Here is a 22,357-nt window from a genome sequence, read left to right as displayed (position 1 = left end):
AATCGGTTAAAACTTGAAAAGCAAGACCTGATTCCAAGAAATCAAAACCTGACTGTAATAAAGCAAGGCTTGCTTCCTACAAATCAAATCCCGGTTTCCGGACATCAAAGCTTGATTTATAAAACGATAAGGCTTCAAAGAAACTTATATATCGGATTAAACCGTTTTCCATAACTATTAAACAAAAGTTGTCCCAAGGGAAAAGTTCGATAAGGGGCATAGATTTCGGAGCATTGAAGCCATAACACCTTTTGGTCGGCTTATATAAAAAGAGTCCCGACTCGGTATAAAACCAAAGCCGGGACTCTCTATCAAACAATATGTCTTGTATCGGAACTAAAATCTTTCCGGTCTATTCCACAAATGTAATCTCTGCAGCCGAAGCAAAATCTGCTCCCGTGTGAGAGCTAAGAGCATTGAAACGAATGTATCGAGTGCGAACAGGAGACTTGAACATAACGGTCTTCATCTGCTTAGACTTGTCGAACTCTCCCGTGATAACAGGATCGCTCCATTTCTTTCCATCGTTACTGATCTGAACGGAATAAGCTTTGATGCGACCGTTATCCGAATCGTCCTGTCTTGGCAATAGCGTAAAACCTTTGAGCTCTGTCTCTTTGCGGGCATCGAAAGAGATCCAATGAGGATAGCTTGCTACCGTTACAGAGTACATGCTATGCCATATCGTCTCTGTGTCTTGATCCAGCATATTTGTCGCGATACCCACTTCCGGCTCTTCACTTGAAACCTCTGCAACAGAAACCTTGACAACGTTTATCTTGTCAAAACTATTCATACTCTTCAACCATGGAGTCTGCTTGCTGTATGCGGTAACCACTCCTCCTTCTCTCATTTCAAATGGAGCATTGTACACCATTGGAGACATTCTCTTGCTTGAGCTAAGTGTATAGAGAATATCCGAACTGTTTGCCACATCTGTAGAAAGCGTTACCTCTCCATCCGTAGAGCGAACAATAGAAATAGGTTTCACATCGGACAAAGCTACCTTAGAGAGTTCTGCGGCATTTGTACCATTGAGAGGGCGAATCAAAAGAGCATACTCATGAGAGTCTGCTTTGATTCTATCATGATTGAGAGGAGGTCCTTGTCCACAGCTGAAGCCTCCAAGCCCCATCACCGCCTTGTCGAGGTGTATATGATTAGCACTGCTTTCTGGTAGCTCATACCAGTGCGGAGCTAAAGTCATCTCTAATGCGCTCCAAGGTAGAGCCGAAACAGACATTTTTTCGGAAGAGACAAAGAGCATTCCGACACCCTCTTTATCTGTCAGAGAAGCCCACTTAACCCCTTCCCTATTGCCCATGCTCTGAGGTTTTGGGAACGGAACAAACTGCTCTTCCACGCTGCTGCTGTACTTACCCATATAGGCTCCGGCTTTGCGGTCGGCATAGTTGTTGTGCTCTCCCAGACCATAATAGGTGTATTGAGACAAGCACTTAGGTGTCTGAATATAGTAGCCCAGTCTTGGCAGATCTGCCGTCGGTTTATTGGAAGATATATTGGCTTGGAGTTCTATCGAACCATCAGGGTATATCGTCCAAACAAGATTGGAGGTAAACTTGAACGGATTTCCACTCTTATTTTCATCCTTAACCTTTTCTATTTTATAGTGTCCGCTTGATCCTCCTGTTATCCGGAATGAGCCGTCTGCTTGAGATTCGACCATTGTGGAAACCTTTACAGTACCATCCTTGGAAATATGACTTCCAAAGTAAACAGCCTTATGCTTAAGGTCGTGAAGCCCATTCTCTACCCAAGAACGATAGATCCAAATGTCGTTATCCGTAGGTGCGCGGAACGCATCCAATGTTATAGCAGTACCCTCTTTCAGCATCTGCTTGCCTGCATATTCCAAAGAAGTGATAGAGCCGATACGCTTATCGAAGACAACGGTAAACTCATTTCCCTTTATGGTCATACTCTCCGGCGTCTGTTTTACTTGGGGTTTAACAGGCTGCTGAGTTGTTATAGCGCCTTTCACTTCTGCAGTTTGAAGAAGAAGTTGCTCCTCCATCTGGATAAAATCTTTCTTCGCCCATGGTTCATCATTAGCCAAATGAAGTTGCACTTGGACATAGTAGTCTGCATATTTGTCAAGTTCAATACCGGATATAGGTAGAGTTATGACAGCCTTTTTACGTGGAGCGATGACAGGCATATCGAGTCTGACAGACTTTTCACGCACACCATCTTTTATGATGGTATATGTAAGATATAGATCCGAAAGGTCTGTAAAATAGCGCTTGTTAAAGATCTCAATCTCTCCTTTGTCACGATCTTTCCATGTAATACCGGCATTCTGATACACCTTCTTCACTTCCCAAAATACAGGCTTGGGTGTATGGTCCGGGAAAAGAATACCATTCATACAGAACATACCGCTATTCGGCTTGTCTCCGAAATCTCCTCCGTAGGCAAAGAATCGGGTTCCACTCTGTGGATCGGTCTTGTAAAGAGCCTGATCTACCCAGTCCCAAATGGCTGCACCACAGAAGAAGTTTGTGCTCTCTATTGCCTCCCAATAGTCGGAGAGATTACCTCCGGCATTACCCATAGAGTGGGCATACTCCGAAATATGGAAAGGATACTTGATATTTTTATATGTTCCTTTCACCGCTTCTCTGGTCCAAGCAATGGAAGGATACTGATTGGAACCCATATCCACAATGGAATTGTTACGCTCATACTGTACCGGACGAGAAGGGTCAAAGCTGTTGAGAGCTTTGTAAGCGTGTACAAAGTTTTCGCCGGGACCGGCCTCGTTGCCCAAAGACCAAATCACCACAGAAGGAGAATTGACATGAGCAGCAGCCAACTCCATTACCCGTCCGACGTGAGCATCCTTAAACTCCGGAACGTGAGATAGCGACTCTTTACCATAATAATATTGGTGGCTCTCTATATTGGCTTCATCTTCAAGATAAATACCATAAAGGTCGCATAAGTAGTACCACTGGGGGAAGTTGGAATAGTGAGAACAGCGAACATGATTGATATTGCCACGCTTCATGAGCATTATCTCCTCTATCATCTGCTCTGTTGTGATGGTATTTCCACTCTCAGGATTGATCTCTTGACGGTTTACACCTTTCAACTTTACAGGCTTACCATTGATATAATAGTAGCGTCCGGCAAGACCAAACTCATCATCTTTTGCTTCTGTATCCTTTATCTCCACTTGACGGAAACCGACAAGGGTAGATACCGTCTCTATGATTCGTCCCTTTTTATCTTTAAGCTTAGCCACAAGAGTATAACAGTGTGGAGCTTCAGCACTCCAAAGATCAGGTTTTTTCAGATCCAAAGTAGTTTCTACAACCGTTCTGCTCTGCTTTTCAAGCTTGTTCAATGAAGATGAAACAGGGTTAGAGAGTTCGACAGGAGAGTTGCTCTGGCTGTAAAGCTTATTCTTGAACAGCTCGTAAGAGATGCTATACCCTTTCTCTACTCTCTTTGATGAAAGATTGCGAACTTCTGCTTTGATGCTCAAACGACCATCGCTATATCCGTTCATCAAAGAAGGAATAACAACCAAATCTCTTAGCTGAACATCCGGTTTGGATGTAAGATATACACTTCTGAAGATACCCGGAAGTCTCCACATATCCTGTGCTTCAAGGAAAGAGCCATCCGAGTTGCGATACACCTCCACCGCAACGCTGTTCTCTCCTTTTACGAGATAAGAGGTAATATCAAAAGAGGCGGTATTTCTGGAGTTTTTGGAAAAACCGACATAGGTTCCGTTAATCCAGAGATAGAAGAAAGAGTTAACGCCATCGAAGTTCAGATAAACTCGTCTTCCGGTCCAATCAGCGGGGATATCAAATGTTCTGCGATATGAACCCACCTCATTTCTGTCCTTATAGGTAGTCCAGTCTTTAGGAGGCGTACGCATAACTCCACCTTTCCAGTCTCCAACAGCAACCTTATGCTGGAAAATTACAGGCTGATTGGCATAGATAGGTGTACCATACTTTAATGATCCATCTTTTTGGATTCCAACGACATTCCAACAAGAAGGAACTGTTATATCATCCCATTGGGATACATCGTAAGCCGGACGGAAAAACTCCACAGGGCGTTCATTAGGATTCCCGACCCAATGAAACTTCCACGTTCCATCGAGACTCTTCCAATAACTGCTATTTTGTGGTAAAACAGCTCGTGCTTCGTCCACGGATGCAAAAGAAAACATCCAAGCGTGTGGCTGTTCTTTATTCAGAGAAAGGCGTTCGGGGCTTTCCCACTCCTTCCCGGTAGGAGAAGAATGCACTCCGTACTCGTACCCTTGTAAGCTGTGAAGCTGTGCATAGGCACTCGCACCACACAGCAACAAAGCAAGCGATAAAAAGAATTTTTTCATACTGATAACTACAATTTTGTCTTTTGTGGAGTTAATGGAACCCACACAAAGTGGGCTTTTTCCGAAAGACGAAGATAATCATTTTATATTTCTCGTACAAGCCACTAAAATTCAGTCTGTAACACAATATCAGAAGTAAATAATGGTCAGTAATCAGGAGGTATATTTATTCAACAAATCACTATATATAGGTATTGAGATTGATATGGAGAAAAGATACCTTTGCTCGTTCAAAAACTTTAATTCAACATTCTAAATTATTATGAAGCGTAGCTCTAAAAAATGGGGACTTTGGGCTCTTATATGCCTCTTAGTTGTGGTCTCTTTAGGAGTAGCTTGGTTCAAACTTGCTGCTCCAACAAAAATAGCTCTGTATAACTTCCCTCAATTTCAGGTTGCGGGAATAGCTTTGTCCAATCAAGATCCTATGATCAAGTTTGAAGCCGTTGATGCAGAAGAAGTTGATCGTCTCAGTAAGTTTGACTTCGTACTCGGCTTTGCTATGGGTCTTAAGATTTCAGAAGCAGAAAGAGCAACCATACAAAAATTGGCTGATAAGGGTACACCTATATATATGTCATCAGTCACAAATCCTCAAAATGATATTTGCAATCTCGATAGCATTCATATTAAAGCCATATCAGGGTATCTCGGAAGCGGAAATAAGCTAAACTACCAAAATATGGCTCGCTACATCCGGAAGGAGATAGACAAAAAAGTGCTATTTGTAAAAGAGCCTCAACCTGTGGTAGAGAATCAGTCTAACGTTTTCTTTACTTCCGTAGATGATAAGTTCTTTGCAAGTAAGGAAACCTATGAAAGCTATCTCAAATCACAAAACAAGTTCAATGAAAAAGCAGGAAGAATAGCAATTCTACCCGGTATTCATGATCCGTTCAGTGGAAATAGAGAGCACCTTAACAGCATTATTTCTTCTTTTGAAAATGCAGGATATATGGTTTATCCCATTGCTTGCGATATGGACAAGCGAGTAGCTTATCTTGACTCTATTCAACCGGATGCCGTAATATATTTCCCCCACGGACGTATAATGATGGGTAATGGAGAGGTAACGGTAGACTGGTTGAAAAAACGCAATATTCCGGTTTTTGCGCCTCTCTCAATAATGCAGCTGAGAGAGAAATGGGAGGCTGATCCAATGGGAATGTTTGGAGGATTTATGGGGCAAAGCCTCGTAATGCCGGAACTGGATGGTGCTATCTACCCCTATTCTCTTATCGCTCAGGAAAAAGATCCAAGCGGTCTCTACCTATTCAAAGCCATGCCCGAACGTCTAAAGACTTTTACCGAAATCGTATCCAATGTTATCTCTCTTAAACAAAAGAACAATGCGGATAAAAAGGTTGCCATCTACTTCTTCAAAGGTCCGGGACAAGCCTCTCTTGCAGCTCAAGGGCTTGAAACTATTCCGGCTATCTATAATCTCCTTAAAAGGATGAAAGCAGAAGGCTATAACGTAGAAAACCTCCCGAAAAGCGTAAAAGAGTTTGAAAAGATCATCATGAAGCAGGGAGCAATACTAAGTACTTATGCGGAGGGAGCTTTTGATACTTTCATGAAAGAAGGAAACCCTGCTCTTGTAAGCAAGGCAGACTACGAAAATTGGGTGGCAAAAAGTCTTACTCCGGAGAGATATGCCGATGTTATCTCCACTTATGGAGAAGCTCCCGGTTCATACATGAGTACAATGAAAGATGGTGTCCCACACATTGCCGTATCCAGAATAGAGTTTGGGAATGTAGCTCTTCTACCTCAACCCATGGCAGGTTTAGGAGATGATGAGTTTGCAATAGTTCACGGAGCAAAAATGGCTCCTCCTCATACCTATATAGCTTCCTATCTATGGACACAGCATGAGTTTAAAGCGGATTTGATGATGCACTTCGGAACTCATGGAAGTTTGGAATTTACTCCTCAAAAACAAGTTGCTTTGAGTCACCAAGACTGGCCGGATAGACTTGTGGGCTCTGTGCCACACTACTACTATTATACGATAGGAAATATTGGAGAAAGCATGATGGCAAAGAGAAGATCTTACGCTACTACAATATCTTATTTAACTCCAGCTTTCATGGAGAGCCAGACGCGCGGACTCTTTTCTAAGTTGCAAAACAGGATCAGAGACTACTACAAAGCAGATCCTGAAAAGCAGGAACAGGCTTCTATTGCAGTAAAGAAGATTGCTATGGCAATGGGAATTCACAGAGATCTTCGCCTTGATAGTATAGCAACAAAGCCTTATACGGAAGAAGAGATAGAACGGATAGATAACTTTGCAGAAGAAATTGCCAATGAGAAAATGAATGGTATGCTCTATACCACAGGCATTCCTTATGAAGCTGAAAAAATCTCATCGACAGTGCTTGCAATGAGTGCCGATCCTATCGCTTACAGTGTTGCAAACCTTGATAGAATGAGTGGAAGAGTAACAGAAAAAGAACTCAACAATAGACCTTTGTTCACACAACGCTACTTGGAACCTGCCAAAACTCTTGTTCGCCAAATCTTAGCAGGCAAGGCGGTAGATAATACACTTGTTGCATCCGTAGCTAAGATAAGTGTTGATGAAATTGAACAGTCAAAACAGATATTGAAGCCCGCAAGACCTATGATGATGGGAGGAGGGGGAAACTCTTCCGGCAGTATGGGCAGACCTAAGAGCAGTACTTCAGGAGAGCATGCTCACTCAAAAATGGCAAAAGGAGGACATCCTCACGCAGCAAATGCTGAGAAACCGGCAGAGCATCCACATGCAAAAATGGCAAAAGGTGAGCATCCTCACGCAGCAAATGCTGAAAAACCGGCAGAGCATCCACATGCAAAAATGGCAAAGGGAGAGCATCCTCACGCAGCAAATGCTGAAAAACCGGTAGAACATCGGCACTCAAAAATGGCAAAAGGAGGACATCCTCATGCAGCAAATGCTGAGAAACCGGTAGAGCATCCACACGCGGCTATGGGTATGAAAGCAGAGGCCCCTACAAAAGAGGCAAGAGATCGTGCTCGTGCAATACTTGAAATAGAGCGCACAATAACCAATATTCTACGATATAGAAGTGCTTTATTGGAGAGTCCGGAAGCAGAACTAAGTGGTATTATCAACGCTTTCAATGGTGGTTATATTGCACCATCTTCCGGAGGGGATGCCGTGGCGAACCCTAATGCCGTTCCTACCGGACGCAACCTCTACTCTATCAATGCAGAGAACACTCCATCAGAAGTTGCATGGGACCGTGCAGTTGCTTTGGTAAACTCAACACTGGAACAGTATAAGAAGCAGCACGGAGAATATCCAAGAAAGGTCAGCTATACTTTCTGGAGCAGTGAGTTCATAGAAAGTGAGGGTACAACCATTGGTCAAGCCCTTTATATGCTTGGAGTAGAACCTATAAGGGATACATTTGGAAGAGTTTCGGATCTTCGTCTTATCCCTGCAAAAGATCTCGGACGTCCTCGTATAGACATTGTTGTTCAAACATCCGGACAGTTCCGCGATTTGGCTGCTTCTCGTCTGATGCTACTCAGCAGGGCTGTGGAAATGGCGGCAAATGCAGAAGACGAAAGCGAGTATGAAAACCAGGTAAAGAGCTCCACAGTGGAAATAGAGAGACAGCTGGTAGAAAATGGTCTGTCCCCAAAAGCCGCTCGTGAACTTTCTACAAAAAGAGTGTTCGGTGGTGTCAATGGCATGTATGGTACCAATATACAGGGTATGATTACAAGCAGCGACAAGTGGGAATCCGAGAAAGAGATTGCCGATGTGTATATCAACAACATGGGAGCAATATACAGCGACAGCAAGGAGTGGGGAGCATTCCAAGCCGGACTTCTTCGCAGTGTTCTGCACAACACGGACGTCATCGTACAACCTCGTCAAAGCAACACATGGGGAGCATTGAGCCTCGACCACGTGTATGAGTTCATGGGAGGTATGAACCTTGCCATCCGCAATGTTACGGGCAAAGACCCTGATGCGTTCTTTGCCGATTACAGAAATCGAAACCGTACCCGAATACAGGATCTTAAAGAAGCTATCGGAGTTGAAGCCAGAACCACCGTGCTCAATCCGGTTTACGTCAAAGAGATCATGAAAAGCGGCTCTTCTGCTGCCGGGGGACTTGTTGAAATCTTCACAAACACATTCGGCTGGAACGTTGCAAAGCCCAACGTGATAGACAAAGAGCTCTGGGACGAACTATATAATATGTATATAGCCGATACTCAAAACTTGGGAACAAGAGAGTTTTTCCGCACCTCCAATCCTGCAGCCCTGCAAGAGATCTCAGCCATTATGCTTGAGACACACCGCAAAGGCATGTGGGCGGCAAGCGAAGAGCAGATCAAGACTCTCGTGGAGGTTCACAAAGAGATGGTAACAGAGTTTGGCTCTTCCGGCTTCGGCTTCTCTGCCGGAAATAAGAAGCTCCAAGACTTCATTTCACAAAAGCTCCCGGAACAAGACGCCGCAGCTTACAAGAAGAGCTTGAATACCATGCTGCAGTCTTCTTCCGACACCAAAGTGGAAGCGAAAGACGGCATCCGCTTGCAGAAAGAGAGCTCGGAAGTGATGGAGTCTGACAACGACAGCAGCATGAAGACCGGCATCATCATCGCTGCGGCTGTAGTCGTTCTATTCATTATCCTTATCTTTGTGCTTCGGAAAAGAAGAACAAAAACAGCTTAACAGCAGGAGAAAGAGATGGACATTCTCATTCAGATCCTCATACTATTCATATTCATCAACACACTTGTCAAGCTCTCCTTTTGGAAGCTTTGGCAAGTGGTGTTGTTTACGCTCGTTTACGGATTATTTCTGTTCATCGCATCGCCGTATGCGACCCAGAGCTCCAAGGTAGAGTTTCAGGCACTCATGCAGAACAGCGCGATACTTGCGGACATTTCCGTCCTCATCACGATAGAGTCCGCACTCTGTCTCGCCTTTGTTTTCACGGCGTTTCATCAGAAATACCATGACAACAAGAAAGTCTGGGTAAAGCTCCTCTACTGGTACCCGACCCTGATGCTCTTCCCTGCCCTCTACTACCTTTTGGCGCAGACATTTTACGCCTTTCCGGGTGTCTCCTTCGACGGCATCACTTGCGGCATGATGGCTGCGGTGGTCGTGGGTCTGTCCCTGTTCAGCTACCTGCTCAGGGCGTTCTTGCCGGAGAAGAGCATCCGTCTTGAGGTGCAGCTTCTGTCCGCGCTTTTCGTCTGTGTGCTGGGGCTCATCACCACAGGAAGTTCGCAAGTGGTGTATGCCGCACCGGAAGTGATCACAGGCTCCTCCGTCACTATCGTGTACGCACTGATGGTGATTGTGGCGGTGATCATTCTGGGCATAGGGGTACACAAATGGAAATGGATCATCAAAGACCGCGCTCGCCGCAAACGAGAGCAATACTCTTAACATCCGCATCATATCATCACAACTCATAATGGAAACAATCTCAAAACTACTTTTTTTCGTAGCCAACAGTCTGCTCATCCCGGACATCATCATGCTTCTCATTCTTTTCGGACGCTCCCTGCTTCTGTTGGGCAGCTTCTACAACCAGTTCATGATCAAGAGGGCAAACGACAAGGCACTGAACCAAAAGATAAAGGCTGCCACAAGAGAGACCATCGAAGAGATCAAGGAGAGCCTTCCGCGCAAGGACAACTCGCTTTTCGTGCAGTACCTCCGCGACCTGCTCACCCATCCGGCAAACGAAGCCTACTCGGACTTTCTCATCTCCGGCTTTGAAAACGAAGCACAGAAAGACCTCGCCATCTCGAAGATCCTCGCAAAGATGGGTCCCATACTCGGACTCATCGGGACGCTCATCGCCATGAGCCCGGCGCTCGTAGGGCTTTCCACCGGCGACGTATCGGGCATGGCATACAACATGCAGGTAGTCTTTGCCACCACCGTCGTGGGGTTGGTCATCAGCATCGTGGGTCTCCTCACCCAGCAGATCAAGAGCCGCTGGTACGCCAAAGAGGTCAATCAGCTTGAATACATCTCCAGAATACTCACAGACAACCGATGAAAAGCAGAAGACGCATACCTCTGTTTGAGAAAGAGGACGATTCCGATCCGCTAAGCGTCGTAGTCAATCTCTTCGACGTTGCGATGGTCTTTGCCGTGGCACTCATGGTGGCGATGGTGATGCACATGAACATGACCGAAGTCTTCACCCAAGAGGAGTTTACCGTAGTGAAGAACCCCGGCAAAGAAGACATGGAGATCATCACCAAGAAAGGCAACAAAATAGAGCGATACACCCCATCCAACGAGCAGACCGATGCTTCCGGCTCCAAAGGACGCCGCGTGGGAGTGGCTTACGAGCTCGAAAACGGAGAAGTGATCTACGTGCCGGAGTAGCAAATCCGCACCACTCCTCCACCGACATATCCGGTCCGAGTCTTGGCTGTCATTTATGAAAAATCATAAGTGGCGGCCAAGACTTTTTTTGCACCTCCGCCTCCGACAAAGATGGAGACGGAAAAGAAAAAAATTTTTTTCCGCAAGGAAAGAAATTTCTGTATATGCAGAAATATTTTTTCGTATATGCAGAAATATTTTTTCGTATATGCAGAAATATTTTTTCGTATATGCAGAAATATTTTTTCGTATATGCAGAAATATTTTTTTGTATATGCAGAAATATTTTTCCGTATATGCAGAAATATTTTTCCGTATATGCAGAAATATTTTTCCGTATATGCAGAAATATTTTTCCGTATATGCAAAAATATTTTTCCGTATGTATAAGGATTCTACGCTCTGCGGAAAGGGGGAAAAACTTTGGTGCATCCGCCCGAAATCGGCTTCCCCGAAACGGAACGGCAGGGCATCTGCTTTTGGCATCTTCAGGCGGAGTTGTTCGGATGCTATTTCGTCTCTCAAATTCGCTGTTCTCAAAGAAATTCCCTAAATTTCGGCTCGGATATTTAACCGCTTTACCTAAAAACACAACAACTAAGCCGTATAGAGATACAATGAAAATACTTATCGTGGAAGACGAACCCCAACTTCAAGAACTTATCGCAGAGACTCTCACGAAAGAAAGATACATCGTGGAAATAGCAAAAACACTCTCTGAAGCAAGGGAGAAGATAGGTCTCTACTCTTATGACGGGGTGCTCCTCGACCTTATGCTGCCGGACGGTAGCGGGCTTACCCTGCTGGAGGAGATGAAACAGGCAAAAAGACAGGAACGTATCATCATAATCTCCGCACGGGATGCCGTCGAAGATAAAGTCAAGGGGCTGGAGCTCGGAGCCGATGACTACCTTTCCAAACCTTTTCATCTGATAGAATTGTCTGCCAGACTCCGCAGCGTCATCCGCAGAAATCAGAGCGGAGATCTCTCCATCTCCCTTGGGAACGTGGAGATTTTCCCGGATAAATTCTCCGTAACCGTGTCCGATAACCGGCTTGAACTCAACAGAAAAGAGTACGACATCCTGCTCTACTTTGCCAACAGAGTGGATCGCCTCGTACGAAAAGAGCTTCTCGCAGAAGCTGTCTGGGGGGATAATATAGATCAGGTGGACAACTTCGACTTTATCTACACACAGATAAAAAACTTGCGAAAGAAGCTGCAAGATTCGAACGCAAACATAAAGATAAAGTCCGTCTACGGCATCGGTTACAAAATGGTCATGGAGTAGCCGACATGAAAGGAGGTCTGCCTACAAGTAAATGGAGATCTGCTCCAAAGGCTTCTCCCCTATAAGCGTAGCGGCAGTGCAGTAGGGATTGTCTTTTCCCCCAAGTATATACTTGGTCTTGGACAGAGCCAAAATCTCCGCCATGGCTTGTATCACTCCCTCTACCGTATCCGGGTCTTTCTGCAGCTTGGGCGTGAAGACTCTCGACCCGAAGATTGTCGCGATCCTGTCCCGATCCTCATAATTGTCCGCCGACAGGAAAAACTTCACGGACGGGTCTGTCTCTATCAGCTTCTGCATACGTCTTATATAAAGGTCTATGGGATCTTGCCGCCACGAGTACTGCTCGTCTCCTCTCAGGATGTGAACGCCTATGACGTTCTCCGTCCACCCCGAACAGATCGAACGCACCGCACTGACTACCTCAACCGAAGGCATGAGATTGTCGAACATTCGGGGCGTTATGTAGAATGCTCTGTTCAGTGCCAGCCAGATGTCTATATTTTTTCCGGAAGAAAGGGTCGTAACAATCTCTTTTCTCAGCTCCTCGTTTGACACATAGTGGTCGGAGTTGATGCAGTGATCGTACGCCCATAACGCGTGAAGCTTGGAAAGAAAAAAGTTGCGACCATTGGGGATGTCTCTGAAGATGTGGTCTTTGATCGTAGCATTCCTCACGGATACATATTTCTCATCAAAGCTGATATCGGGATGAAACAGACGTTCAAACTCCGAACACAGCTCCGGTGTCTTAAACCAAACAATCTCCACAGGCTTCTCTATGCTGGAAAAGTAAGAGATGGCAGAGCTTACCGCCAAAAGTCTGTTCGCAATGTTCCCAAATGGTATCAGGGTAACAACTCCTTGTTCTTCGGTTCCTTGTGTCATACTCTTTTCCTAAAGTTTTTATAGAGATTCGATATGTACTGAGACAGCTCCGGCAGCATTTTCAGTCGAAGCACCATTGCAACGGGTACGGCAACAAAAATAAAGCTTTTGACGATGGCATCAAACCAGATATTCCCTCCGATCGCCTCCATCTTCCATAACGAATGCGACACGAGCAGAATGCCTATTATGACAAACAGGAGGGCAAATCTGCCACTGAAAGGAGATACGCCGAGCTTTATCTTTATAATAAACTGAGATATCGTGTAGCTGATAAAACAGGTGATGAGCGTGGCTATGGATGCTCCCGTCATCCCTAAAAGAGGGATAAAATAGTTGTTTGTCAGGATGGTAAGTATCGTGAGCAGAAATGTGATAAGTATGGTATAGTAGTAGTAGCGAGAGTATCTGATGACGGAGTTGCCGAAGTTGAATGTTATCTCCACAAGCTTCGATAAACCGAGATAAAAGACAACCCACTTGCCTTGGGAATATATTTGCGAGTTGGGTATAATGGTAAAAATGAAGTCTATGTTTACCCAAATAAGCAGAAATATAAATCCTCCCACAAACAGCTGATACAACGCAACCTTTTTGTAGAGATCTTGCAGCTTTAGGGTATCTTTATTCTTCAACGCCTCCGAAGCTATCGGAGCTGTGATAGCAAGAAGCGAACGAGAGGGAATCTCTATTATAGCCACGATGAAGAAAGCTATCGTATATATCCCGGCATAGTTTAGTCCCATCTTTGCGGATACCATAAATATGTCCAAGCGGCTGAAGATGCTTCCTCCCAGTGCAGACAATACCACCAAAAGCGTGTAGTTTAGAAAATCTCTCTTCTGCTCTTTGGGAAACTCGATCCTCTCCTTTAAGGCATAAGGCGATAGTCTTGAAACATATCCGAACTGCAATAGTGCCACCAATCCGTAGCTCCCTACAAAAATCCAGATGAAAGCGTCAAGAGTTAAATTGAATGTGGCATATCCAACGTAAACACCTATCAATAATAAGCGTTGGGTTACCTCTTTATGAAAGCGAGGTACTACAATCTTCTGTTTGATGGACGAATAAACCTCCAACAGATTCTGATACAGCAGAAAAAGCATCAACGGCAGTACCATATAATAGTACTGCACGAATAGAGAAGAGTTCTTGGAAAAATATGAAGATATGGGAACTTCCAGTAAAATGTAAAGGAGCCCGAAGAGTACCACCCCCAGTAGCGGAAAGAGCAACATAAGAGACAAGAAACCCCTTTCCTGCCCGTCTTCTCGCTTAAAATAGGGATAGTATCTTATGGAAGACGTGTGTACTCCGAGTATCGCAAATGTGCTCAACAGCAGTGCTGCCTCAAACAGTACACGGGTAAGACCTATCTCTTCTGCCGTGAGATAGGTTACCGTGATGAAGAAGGTCGTAAGAAAGCCTATAAAGGCTCCCAGATAAGTTACGACCGTACCTCTTAAGCTCTGTTTGAGTATGACTCCCATCAGAAAGGAAATCTGCCTATATACCTTGCCAGAAAGCAATATCTATCTTGCTCTCTACATCCTTCTCTTTCTCATCAGGCAAGACATGGAAGAAGTTGTATCCGGTACGCTGTTCCAACTCTTTTATCGTTATGGTATAGAGACCGAGTTTATTGGAAGTCGGAATATCCTTATGTTCTATTATAAAACCTATGGAGTAGTGCTTTCCATCTTTAACCTTCAAAAGAGCCATGAAGTAGTACTTCGGAATAGGAACGGAGAGAGCGCTGTTATTCTTAGGGCTTATGTGTCCCAAAATATCTCCATTATATATTGTTCCACCCTTTACAACATAGAGCGTATCGCAAGAATTTCTATCCCGTCCCCACTGCAAAACCCTTTCCTCAAGCTTTTGCCAGATACCCTGATTAAAGGAACTCTTCTGGGGACTGATGTTGGAATAGTAGAACGTCTGCATATTGGCTTCTCTTGAGAAGCTCCTATCGCTCGATGCCACAAGGTGTCCCCTATCTGTTCCGGAAGGGAATGTTCCTCCGATACATACATTGTCGGGCAGATTCGGATCGCAGCTCCACGCATCTGTTCTGCCTACTTTCTTTTGAGAGGTTATGGCATCGAATCTGAAAGCCACCCATCTGTTATGCTTCTCTTTAAGGTCGTACTCTTGGGAGTAGTTCACTATTGTTGTGCCTCCCAAAGAGACTTTGTAGTCTATAAACTTATGGTTCTTATCATTGGAAAGCAGAGGTATCTCCATCCTCTTATCGGGTGGAGTGATAGGATTATCGGGGAGCGGTGATGGCTTCTGACGGAATGTTACCGTAATGGTAGTAGTGGGGAAAAATACAGTCAATTCGCCTGTACGCTCCTCAAAAGAGGGATTAGGCTGTACAAAAAGAGTGATCGCCTTGTCTCCTTGTCCCTCAAGATTCTGGTCGGTTTCCACCCATGCTCCTGTTCCTTTCTGCCACTCAATTTTCCACTTTTTGCTACTCTCGATCCGCAGGATGAGTTGTGCCCCCTGCTCGGAAAGCGGTTGTTCCGTTACGTTTTCTATATACGCCTTATCTTCTTTGGGCTTTTCCTGATTGATCTGCTGCCCTTTACATCCTGTAAGGAGAGAGAGCAGAGAGAAAACCAATACGAGAGTTATTGATGTCTTTTTCATAGCATTCGACTGTCTTTTTATAATAATCCAAACTATCTGTTACTACCAGCGCCAAGAGGCATTGAGAAAATAGGTCATGCCATACATGTACATATAGCGTTTTTCTACCGGTGTCAGAAGGGAGGCATCCCCTCCTTCCGGTTTGTTCCACCTGTTCTGCATCTGATCCCATCCCTGCACTTTAATATCTGTATTATTAAGCACGTTGGATGCACTCACATTAAGAGAGAGTGTGTATCGCTTTGCCACTTTCCAAGATCCTCCCACTCTGGCATCGAGTGTGAAGTATCGTCCCAACTCTTCTTGACGAGTATATTCGGACCGAAATCCTGATGCCTTTTGCAATCTCTCCGTATGAAGGGTCGGATTGATCTTGACATACGCCCTTCCGGCATAGTTCGCGGTAACTTCCGCATACCATTGGTAAGGTGAGTTATAAGAGAGAGTTACCGATGCCATCTCCATCGGTGCTCCGGCTATCTTCGTTCCATTCCACTTCACGACCTCACCATCTGTCCCTTGGTTTGAGTTATTAGAATAATGCGAAAGCACTGCACTGCCGATATGGCTGTTATCCGAAACGGCTCCAACCAAGATAGCCCTGACGGTAGGAGAGATCTTGAGTTCCACTCCGGCTTCTACCCCGATGTACTGCTCTCCCACACCCGATAGGAGATAGTGATCCATGGTGTTTCGGATATCGTTATAGAAAGAGATTCTATCGCCTTTATCCCAAATACGAGTCATATATCCTGTCAGACGTGCCTTTACAAACGCGTTACGAAGAAGATAAGAAAGCTCTCCGGAGAAACTCTTTTCGGCATTCAGCCCTGGAGTAAGTCTGTTGCTATTTTCGGGAAGAAGAAAAGCTATATCCGTATGAGGCGCGTTACGAGAAGTATAGAGATGTGCGGAGAGATAGTGTCTTCCATTGATCTTGTACTGCGCTCCCCCTTTCACCTTATAGGTAAAGTGATTGATGGCAGCCGACTTGCCCTTACTCTCCAAAGCGTGCGCTCCATTTTTCATAAAGCCTTCTCTAACAAGGTAATCACCTCCTATCTCTGCTCCTATAAAGCTCTCCCATCTTCGGGAAGAGTGGCGAAGCTGTCCCCAAAGAGAGTTTTTCACATGACGTGTGGCGTAGAAGTAACCGAACTTATCCCCTTTTCGGACAACGTTGTAGGGGTTATCCAAATCGCTAAAAGCATCTTTCCCGGTCAGATGGCTATCCACATCGTACCAGTAATCACCACTCAACAGATCCAGCACCCGGTTATAATACCTGCTGCTATTGCCTGAGACCGAAATACCACCATCCAATCTCACGGTATTGGACAGAGACGTATTCAGAAGAGAGGTTAAGACAAGTTCTCTTTGTCTCCTGTTTTTCCCGGCTACAATATACTCCGATCTGTTTCCGACAGCAACGGGATTTCCGTTATCATCGGTTGGAGTATCGTCTGAAGGATTAAGATTGCGGTGCCTCATCCTGTCAAAATTTACGAACATATCGTGCTGCCCCGGTGCCGTAGAAGTAAATGGAGGGAACAGACGATAGTAGTCGGGGTAAGGATTGTCTCCTCTCCACTTCAACTCCGAAACGGAACTCCCCCCATCTCGATACCAAAGAGTTGTAGATAGGGTAGACATTGGAGAGATTTTCCAATCGTGAGTAAGCGTTGCCACCGGCTCGAATCTTTTAAGCACATGAGCATTTCGGAGCTTACCTCCATCCCTACCCACACCTCTATTGTAATAGTGACTGCCAAAAGCATCATAAGCCATACCCGAAGTTTCGGAGGTAAGACCTCGCTCCACAGGAGCGGCAAAAGCAGTAAGCGAAAGAGTATGCTGCGGATTCAGCTGCTTGGAAAGAGCAAGCAAAAAACTCTCTCCGAGATAGTGAGTACCTGCAACATAGCCTTCCTTACCGGCTCTCACACTTGCCGTAAGAGCCAATGACCATCCATTTTTAAGCTTTCCGGTGGAATAGTGTCCGATAATACGATGATTGTACAGCTCATTACTAAAAGAGTATCCGATGTGTCTCGATTTTTTCAAAGAGAATGCTTTCGCGGTAACGTGTTTGCTTCCACCTATGCCACCCATAGTATCATGGGCAGGAGATAATCCCCATGCCGTCCGCTCGTTTCCTGTAGCATCATTCAGCCCGGTCCATAGATACCATGGTTGCATACCGTCTTGAGTATCATTTATCACTACTCCATTGAACAGGAGAGAATGGTTTGCATCGCCATACTGTCTGGGCTGAAAAGAGAAAGCCCTCATGATACGCGAAGATCCAAGAACAAAAGAGTCGGAAGAAGCAGAGAGTAGAGATGGAATCTCCATCATGGAAAGCGGACTATTGAAGCCAAATACGCTTCTCTCTTTCAGTGTCTCTACTCTGTTTTCAACCTCTTGTGCCTCCAGCGGTTGCAGGCAAGAAAACAGAGCGAAAAAAGCAATAATATGTTTTGTATATCTGTTCATCTTAAGATTCGGAGGTCATCAGACCTTTATCATGATACAAAGAACGCTATTTTGGCATAGATATGCAAGACAAAATCATGCGGTATCCGGGTAAAATGAAAGAGCCATTTTTATATATTCCATACCGAAAAATGCTCACTTTTTTCTTGCTCTCTATTTTGATCGGAGGAGTCGTTTTCAGAGCACGACCGAACTGTTAAATCAGCCCCGGTTTATTAACACAAATTCCGAACTCCGTTCATCAAAAACAGTAAACGAGCATATTCTTTCGGCTTAACGTGTTTAATTTTTCAGTAAACACGTTTACCGATTTCATTGAACACGTTTACCGGATTCGATTAACGTGTTTAGAATTTTTGCTTACTTAATTGACTATTAGAATCTTAGCTATTTTCTCCTCTTTTTTGCTGTTTTTCACCACAAAATTGCATTAGGATTTATTCACAAGTATGAGTATTAAAATTTACACCAATTAACGCGAAAAAGCCCCATCAAACGGACTGAAGAAAAAATTTTTCCGAATTTGAGATTTTTCATATCAGACTGAAAACATGATATTTACAAATTCATCTTCTCTCTTGAGTTCAAAAATCGGATTTTGGGACGAACTTTCCGAGGGAATTTTCAGGCGTCTGTTTTTATATAAAAGTTCCCGTCTTGTACCCTAAAAATAGAGGGTCGAACGGGTGGATATTATGATCAAAACACTCTACCTTGTTTCCATTGCCATTCAGCCATTCAAAAGCCTGATGTTCCCTGCCTGATCGTCTGAAAACAATAAAGGGATCACACATGTGATCCCTTTATCTGTACATCGTCATAAAGATCCCTTGGCAGACCTTTATGACTTCTTCAAAACAATTCTAAGTGTCAGTTTTTGGGAGTAAAAAAGAACTGTTCAAGACGAATATCCACCGGCTTAGTGCCATTATTGCGAATAAATATAATCTTAGCCTTTATCACATCTCCCCTCTTTGCCTCAAAAAGCTTTTTGTTTCGTGCATTCTGTTGCAGTTCTACGGGCTTGACTGTGTCGACAGACTCTCCGGCAAGAAGGGTCAAACCTTCGGGCCAATCTTCCATACCGATATTGAGACGAAGCTCTGTAATGGTATAGAGATTATCCAGCAATATTCCCACATAATCACCGGTAGCCATAGTGGTGTATTCCAATTTCTTTACGATGAAAAGATTGCGCTTGCTATACGTAAGCGGCTGATGCTCAAAAGCCGGATTGTTGGTGTATATCTTATGAGGCAGATACTGCTGATCCGATTTCAGATCCGTACCGTACTGCTTGTTGTATTGGCTTACAAGAGTAGCAAAGAGCTTTGTTGCCGCAGGAAGCATTACTTTCTCCGCACTTTTTACTCCGGGTTGATGAGGATGAAGATCGGCTCCGGTATCTATCTTATACATCTCTTGTTGAAGAGTACGAATACGGTAGTAATGCTTCATAAAGGCAGTTCTATCTCCTTTTATTGCAGCATCTTGAAGAGCTATCACCTCTTGTCCGAGAGAGCCTACATGGATAAACATCGGAAGCCATACACCAATCTCTTTCAGAAGTTGAGGATTGTCTGTGGAGTGTAGTAGTATATCGCCACACTCTTCCATCTGTTCATACTCCGATCTGATCGCTTCTCTTTCTTCCGGTGTAGCAGTACCGGTCAGCCATTTTTGCATGATCGGAGCGATGTGTGAAGACTCTTCCCTGCGATAGCGATGCCCGTTTTCGCCCAAGTCGCTGTTGTGTTTGCCAACCACTTCCAATGCTTTGTAAGATTGTGGCATAACCTTTCTTAAGGAGGATAACCATGAAGTTTTTGGATCAAAACTCTTCATATTCCAGAGATAATCCCCTACGGAATAAACCGCTATCTTGGATGCCTCTGCGTGCTCCATAGGATTGGAGACAAATCCGCTTACCTTATCGGCAATCTCTTTACTATTACCATACACGGGGCCCAATAAGATATGATCTCTGACATAATCGGTTACAGGGTAGTTCCACCAAATGTATGCCTTTCTGCCTATCTGCTCATTGATCCACTCCATGGTAGGGACATCAATATCGGCAACCACGGTATTGCCGGTCCACATAATGCGTATGGAGGGGTGGAGATTCTGACCTAAGGTCTTAAGGTATCCGCCTTTCACATTCGCCCATCCCTTGTTATACTCCGTAGGACAGATGATCAGTGGTGCTACATCTCCCTTTTTGGCAACAAAATTGGTATGTAGGAAGTTGAGCAGTTCTGCTTGTTTCTCTGCCTTTGTTCCCTCTCCCGAAATATCATCGAAGAATACGGCATAGGCTCGAACACCTTTTTGGTACATCGCATCAAACTTGGAGAGAAGATTTTGACGATCTTCTTCGTTCCATTTGATGTCTTTCCCCGGGTGGATAGCCCAAACGAACTGAACCTTATTCCGATTTGCCACCTCGACCAAACGACGTATCTTTTCTGCCTCATCCGCAGGATAAGGAGCTCGCCAATGTGGTGAAGAGTGATAAGGATCATCCTTAGGTCCATATATATAGATGTTCATCTTGGACTCTCCTATTGCTTCTATCATACTCATTCGAGCTTCAAAGCTCCAGGGAGTACCATAAAAGCCTTCCACTACTCCGCGATCTTCAACATCGGGAGCATCTTTTATCTCCACCGGATATACCTCTTCCCTGCTCAGGATGTCCAATAGCGTCGAGACGCCATAGAATGTACCGGTTTCGTCAGCTCCTACAACCCATGCTCCTTGCTTGTCCACTTTGAGATAGTATGCGCCCGACTTGTTCGGAACACTCTTTGCGTATCGAGAGACAGCTCTATCCCCCACTTCTCCAATAGTAATGGTGAATGCCTTGCTCTTGATCTGACGCTGAAGGGTAAACTCTAACAATTTGCCATACGCACTTTTATCTGCCCACTTTTCTCCTTTAGCCACCGGATTGTATTGGGATAAAGCGATAGGAGTATCTCCCCAAACAATCGAATGAGGTATGGGAGACGGATTCTGTTTCTGCGCCCAAGCCAAAGAGGAAGAGCCTAACAATAGGGAACAAGAGAGTAAAACAGTTCTTAAACTCATGATTGAAACTTTTGTATAGTGGTGAAGTATTCTTGCTTGATCTTATCAAAAAGGGGTGCAACCGGGACAATCTCGTTCAGCTGATAAGCCACTTGCCCTATTTCCAACTCTCCGGCAGAGAGGTCTCCCTCAAAAATGCCTTTCTTGCTACGCCCTCTGCCCAACAGTGTTGCCAGCTCTTCTTTTGTGGCACCTCGATCTTCGTAACTTATAACCTCTTGGGCAAAATCATTCAGAATCATACGTGTGGGAGACAGCTTCTTTAGCAACAGCATTGTTTCACCTTCGGATAGAGAAACAGACTTCTTCTTGAAGTTGTCATGAGCGGAACTCTCTTCGGTCAAAGCAAATGCACTTCCGATCTGAACGCCATCCGCTCCCAAACAGAGAGCTGCTGCCATGGCTCTTCCGCTACCTATACCTCCGGCGGCAATCAGGGGTATTTCTATCGCATCCGCAACCGAAGGGATAAGACACATCGTTGTGGTCTCCTCTCTTCCATTGTGTCCTCCTGCTTCAAAGCCCTCTGCCACTACGGCATCAACCCCTGCATCCTGACTCTTAAGAGCAAACTTGACACTGCTTACAACGTGTGCCACTTTGATTCCTTCCGCTTGCAGTGTTTTGGTCCAGGTTTTAGGATTTCCGGCAGAAGTGAATACTACAGGAACATGCTCATCCATGATAATCTTCATAACCTCTTCCATATCCGGGTACATAAGAGGCACATTAACACCAAAAGGCAGATCTGTTGCTTTCTTAGCTTTTTGAATATGTTCACGAAGTACTTCCGGATACATGGAACCTGCTCCCATCAATCCCAATCCGCCTGCATTCGACACTGCGGTAGCCAGTTTATATCCGCTACACCAAACCATTCCTCCCGATATTATAGGAAAATCTATTCCAAACAACCGGGTTATTCTATTATTCTTCATCTCTGTATGTTTTATAAGTTTCGTAATAAGAAAAGGTAAAGATAACTATTTTGAGCAAGACTTTCTTTGGGAAATATGTAAGAGAAGGTAAAGATCAAAATATGAATCTGAAGATGATTCAGAATAATTATGGTATAGTTGTTATTTATTCAGGTTTATTATTACATTTGCAATCGGAGCGTTTAGCAAGAATCTGATACAAAGCGATGGGAAAGAT

General features: G+C 44.6%; 12 protein-coding genes. 5 read left to right on the top strand and 7 right to left on the bottom strand.

Annotation, left to right across the window (positions count from 1 at the left end; all coding sequences use genetic code 11):
* Nucleotides 1–352: 352 nt before the first annotated feature.
* Nucleotides 353–4,384 carry a glycoside hydrolase family 2 TIM barrel-domain containing protein gene (locus HQ43_RS01880; RefSeq protein WP_036789096.1) on the bottom strand — a complete coding sequence of 1,344 codons (4,032 nt, stop codon included), beginning with the start codon at nucleotides 4,382–4,384 and terminating at the stop codon, nucleotides 353–355.
* A 262-nt stretch (nucleotides 4,385–4,646) separates the two neighbouring features.
* On the opposite strand from HQ43_RS01880, the gene HQ43_RS01875 reads away from it, so the two are divergent.
* The 5 genes from HQ43_RS01875 (at nucleotide 4,647) to HQ43_RS01850 (ending at nucleotide 12,064) form a co-directional block, all read left to right on the top strand.
* Nucleotides 4,647–9,089: a cobaltochelatase subunit CobN gene (locus HQ43_RS01875; RefSeq protein WP_052103009.1), complete on the top strand. Its 4,443-nt coding sequence runs from the start codon at nucleotides 4,647–4,649 to the stop codon at nucleotides 9,087–9,089.
* Nucleotides 9,090–9,104: 15 nt separating this feature from the next.
* Nucleotides 9,105–9,815, top strand: a complete 711-nt coding sequence (locus tag HQ43_RS01870; RefSeq protein ID WP_036788910.1) for a hypothetical protein — start codon at nucleotides 9,105–9,107, stop codon at nucleotides 9,813–9,815.
* Nucleotides 9,816–9,843: 28 nt separating this feature from the next.
* Nucleotides 9,844–10,437: a MotA/TolQ/ExbB proton channel family protein gene (locus tag HQ43_RS01865; RefSeq protein ID WP_036788908.1), complete on the top strand. Its 594-nt coding sequence runs from the start codon at nucleotides 9,844–9,846 to the stop codon at nucleotides 10,435–10,437.
* Entirely contained in the window at nucleotides 10,434–10,772 is a 339-nt protein-coding gene (locus HQ43_RS01860; RefSeq protein WP_036788906.1) for a DUF2149 domain-containing protein, read from the top strand. The genes HQ43_RS01865 and HQ43_RS01860 overlap by 4 nt, the downstream gene beginning before the upstream one ends.
* Before the next feature lie 617 nt (nucleotides 10,773–11,389).
* Nucleotides 11,390–12,064 carry a response regulator transcription factor gene (locus HQ43_RS01850; protein WP_036788902.1) on the top strand — a complete coding sequence of 225 codons (675 nt, stop codon included), beginning with the start codon at nucleotides 11,390–11,392 and terminating at the stop codon, nucleotides 12,062–12,064.
* A 21-nt stretch (nucleotides 12,065–12,085) separates the two neighbouring features.
* Here HQ43_RS01850 and HQ43_RS01845 read toward each other — a convergent pair whose 3' ends face one another.
* From HQ43_RS01845 to HQ43_RS01820, 6 genes are all read right to left on the bottom strand, one after another.
* Nucleotides 12,086–12,952 carry an O-fucosyltransferase family protein gene (locus HQ43_RS01845; protein WP_036788901.1) on the bottom strand — a complete coding sequence of 289 codons (867 nt, stop codon included), beginning with the start codon at nucleotides 12,950–12,952 and terminating at the stop codon, nucleotides 12,086–12,088.
* Entirely contained in the window at nucleotides 12,949–14,445 is a 1,497-nt protein-coding gene (locus HQ43_RS01840; RefSeq protein WP_036788899.1) for a lipopolysaccharide biosynthesis protein, read from the bottom strand. Before HQ43_RS01840 ends, HQ43_RS01845 begins: the two co-directional genes overlap by 4 nt.
* A gap of 16 nt (nucleotides 14,446–14,461) precedes the next feature.
* Nucleotides 14,462–15,613, bottom strand: coding sequence for a DNA/RNA non-specific endonuclease (locus HQ43_RS09400; RefSeq protein WP_052103008.1), 1,152 nt, complete (start codon nucleotides 15,611–15,613; stop codon nucleotides 14,462–14,464).
* Between the two features lie 42 nt (nucleotides 15,614–15,655).
* Nucleotides 15,656–18,109 (bottom strand): TonB-dependent receptor, encoded by a 2,454-nt coding sequence (locus HQ43_RS01830; RefSeq protein WP_036788897.1) that lies wholly within the window; start codon nucleotides 18,107–18,109, stop codon nucleotides 15,656–15,658.
* 870 nt (nucleotides 18,110–18,979) lie between these two features.
* Entirely contained in the window at nucleotides 18,980–21,202 is a 2,223-nt protein-coding gene (locus tag HQ43_RS01825; protein WP_081964514.1) for a beta-N-acetylglucosaminidase, read from the bottom strand.
* Nucleotides 21,199–22,140 carry an NAD(P)H-dependent flavin oxidoreductase gene (locus HQ43_RS01820; protein WP_036788893.1) on the bottom strand — a complete coding sequence of 314 codons (942 nt, stop codon included), beginning with the start codon at nucleotides 22,138–22,140 and terminating at the stop codon, nucleotides 21,199–21,201. The genes HQ43_RS01825 and HQ43_RS01820 overlap by 4 nt, the downstream gene beginning before the upstream one ends.
* Nucleotides 22,141–22,357 lie beyond the last annotated feature (217 nt).

Source organism: Porphyromonas canoris (genome assembly GCF_000769115.1).
In the GTDB taxonomy this organism is placed as follows: Bacteria; Bacteroidota; Bacteroidia; order Bacteroidales; family Porphyromonadaceae; genus Porphyromonas_A; species Porphyromonas_A canoris.
This window is presented reverse-complemented; position numbering and strand designations above follow the sequence as displayed.

Excerpts from the sequence above, each read along its gene's own strand:
- HQ43_RS01870 (WP_036788910.1), top strand. The coding sequence starts at position 9,105 with ATGGACATTCTCATTCAGATCCTCATACTATTCATATTCATCAACACA.
- HQ43_RS09400 (WP_052103008.1), bottom strand. The coding sequence starts at position 15,613 with ATGAAAAAGACATCAATAACTCTCGTATTGGTTTTCTCTCTGCTCTCT.
- HQ43_RS01850 (WP_036788902.1), top strand. The coding sequence starts at position 11,390 with ATGAAAATACTTATCGTGGAAGACGAACCCCAACTTCAAGAACTTATC.
- HQ43_RS01840 (WP_036788899.1), bottom strand. The coding sequence starts at position 14,445 with ATGGGAGTCATACTCAAACAGAGCTTAAGAGGTACGGTCGTAACTTAT.
- HQ43_RS01845 (WP_036788901.1), bottom strand. The coding sequence starts at position 12,952 with ATGACACAAGGAACCGAAGAACAAGGAGTTGTTACCCTGATACCATTT.
- HQ43_RS01820 (WP_036788893.1), bottom strand. The coding sequence starts at position 22,140 with ATGAAGAATAATAGAATAACCCGGTTGTTTGGAATAGATTTTCCTATA.
- HQ43_RS01865 (WP_036788908.1), top strand. The coding sequence starts at position 9,844 with ATGGAAACAATCTCAAAACTACTTTTTTTCGTAGCCAACAGTCTGCTC.
- HQ43_RS01825 (WP_081964514.1), bottom strand. The coding sequence starts at position 21,202 with ATGAGTTTAAGAACTGTTTTACTCTCTTGTTCCCTATTGTTAGGCTCT.
- HQ43_RS01880 (WP_036789096.1), bottom strand. The coding sequence starts at position 4,384 with ATGAAAAAATTCTTTTTATCGCTTGCTTTGTTGCTGTGTGGTGCGAGT.
- HQ43_RS01830 (WP_036788897.1), bottom strand. The coding sequence starts at position 18,109 with ATGAACAGATATACAAAACATATTATTGCTTTTTTCGCTCTGTTTTCT.
- HQ43_RS01860 (WP_036788906.1), top strand. The coding sequence starts at position 10,434 with ATGAAAAGCAGAAGACGCATACCTCTGTTTGAGAAAGAGGACGATTCC.
- HQ43_RS01875 (WP_052103009.1), top strand. The coding sequence starts at position 4,647 with ATGAAGCGTAGCTCTAAAAAATGGGGACTTTGGGCTCTTATATGCCTC.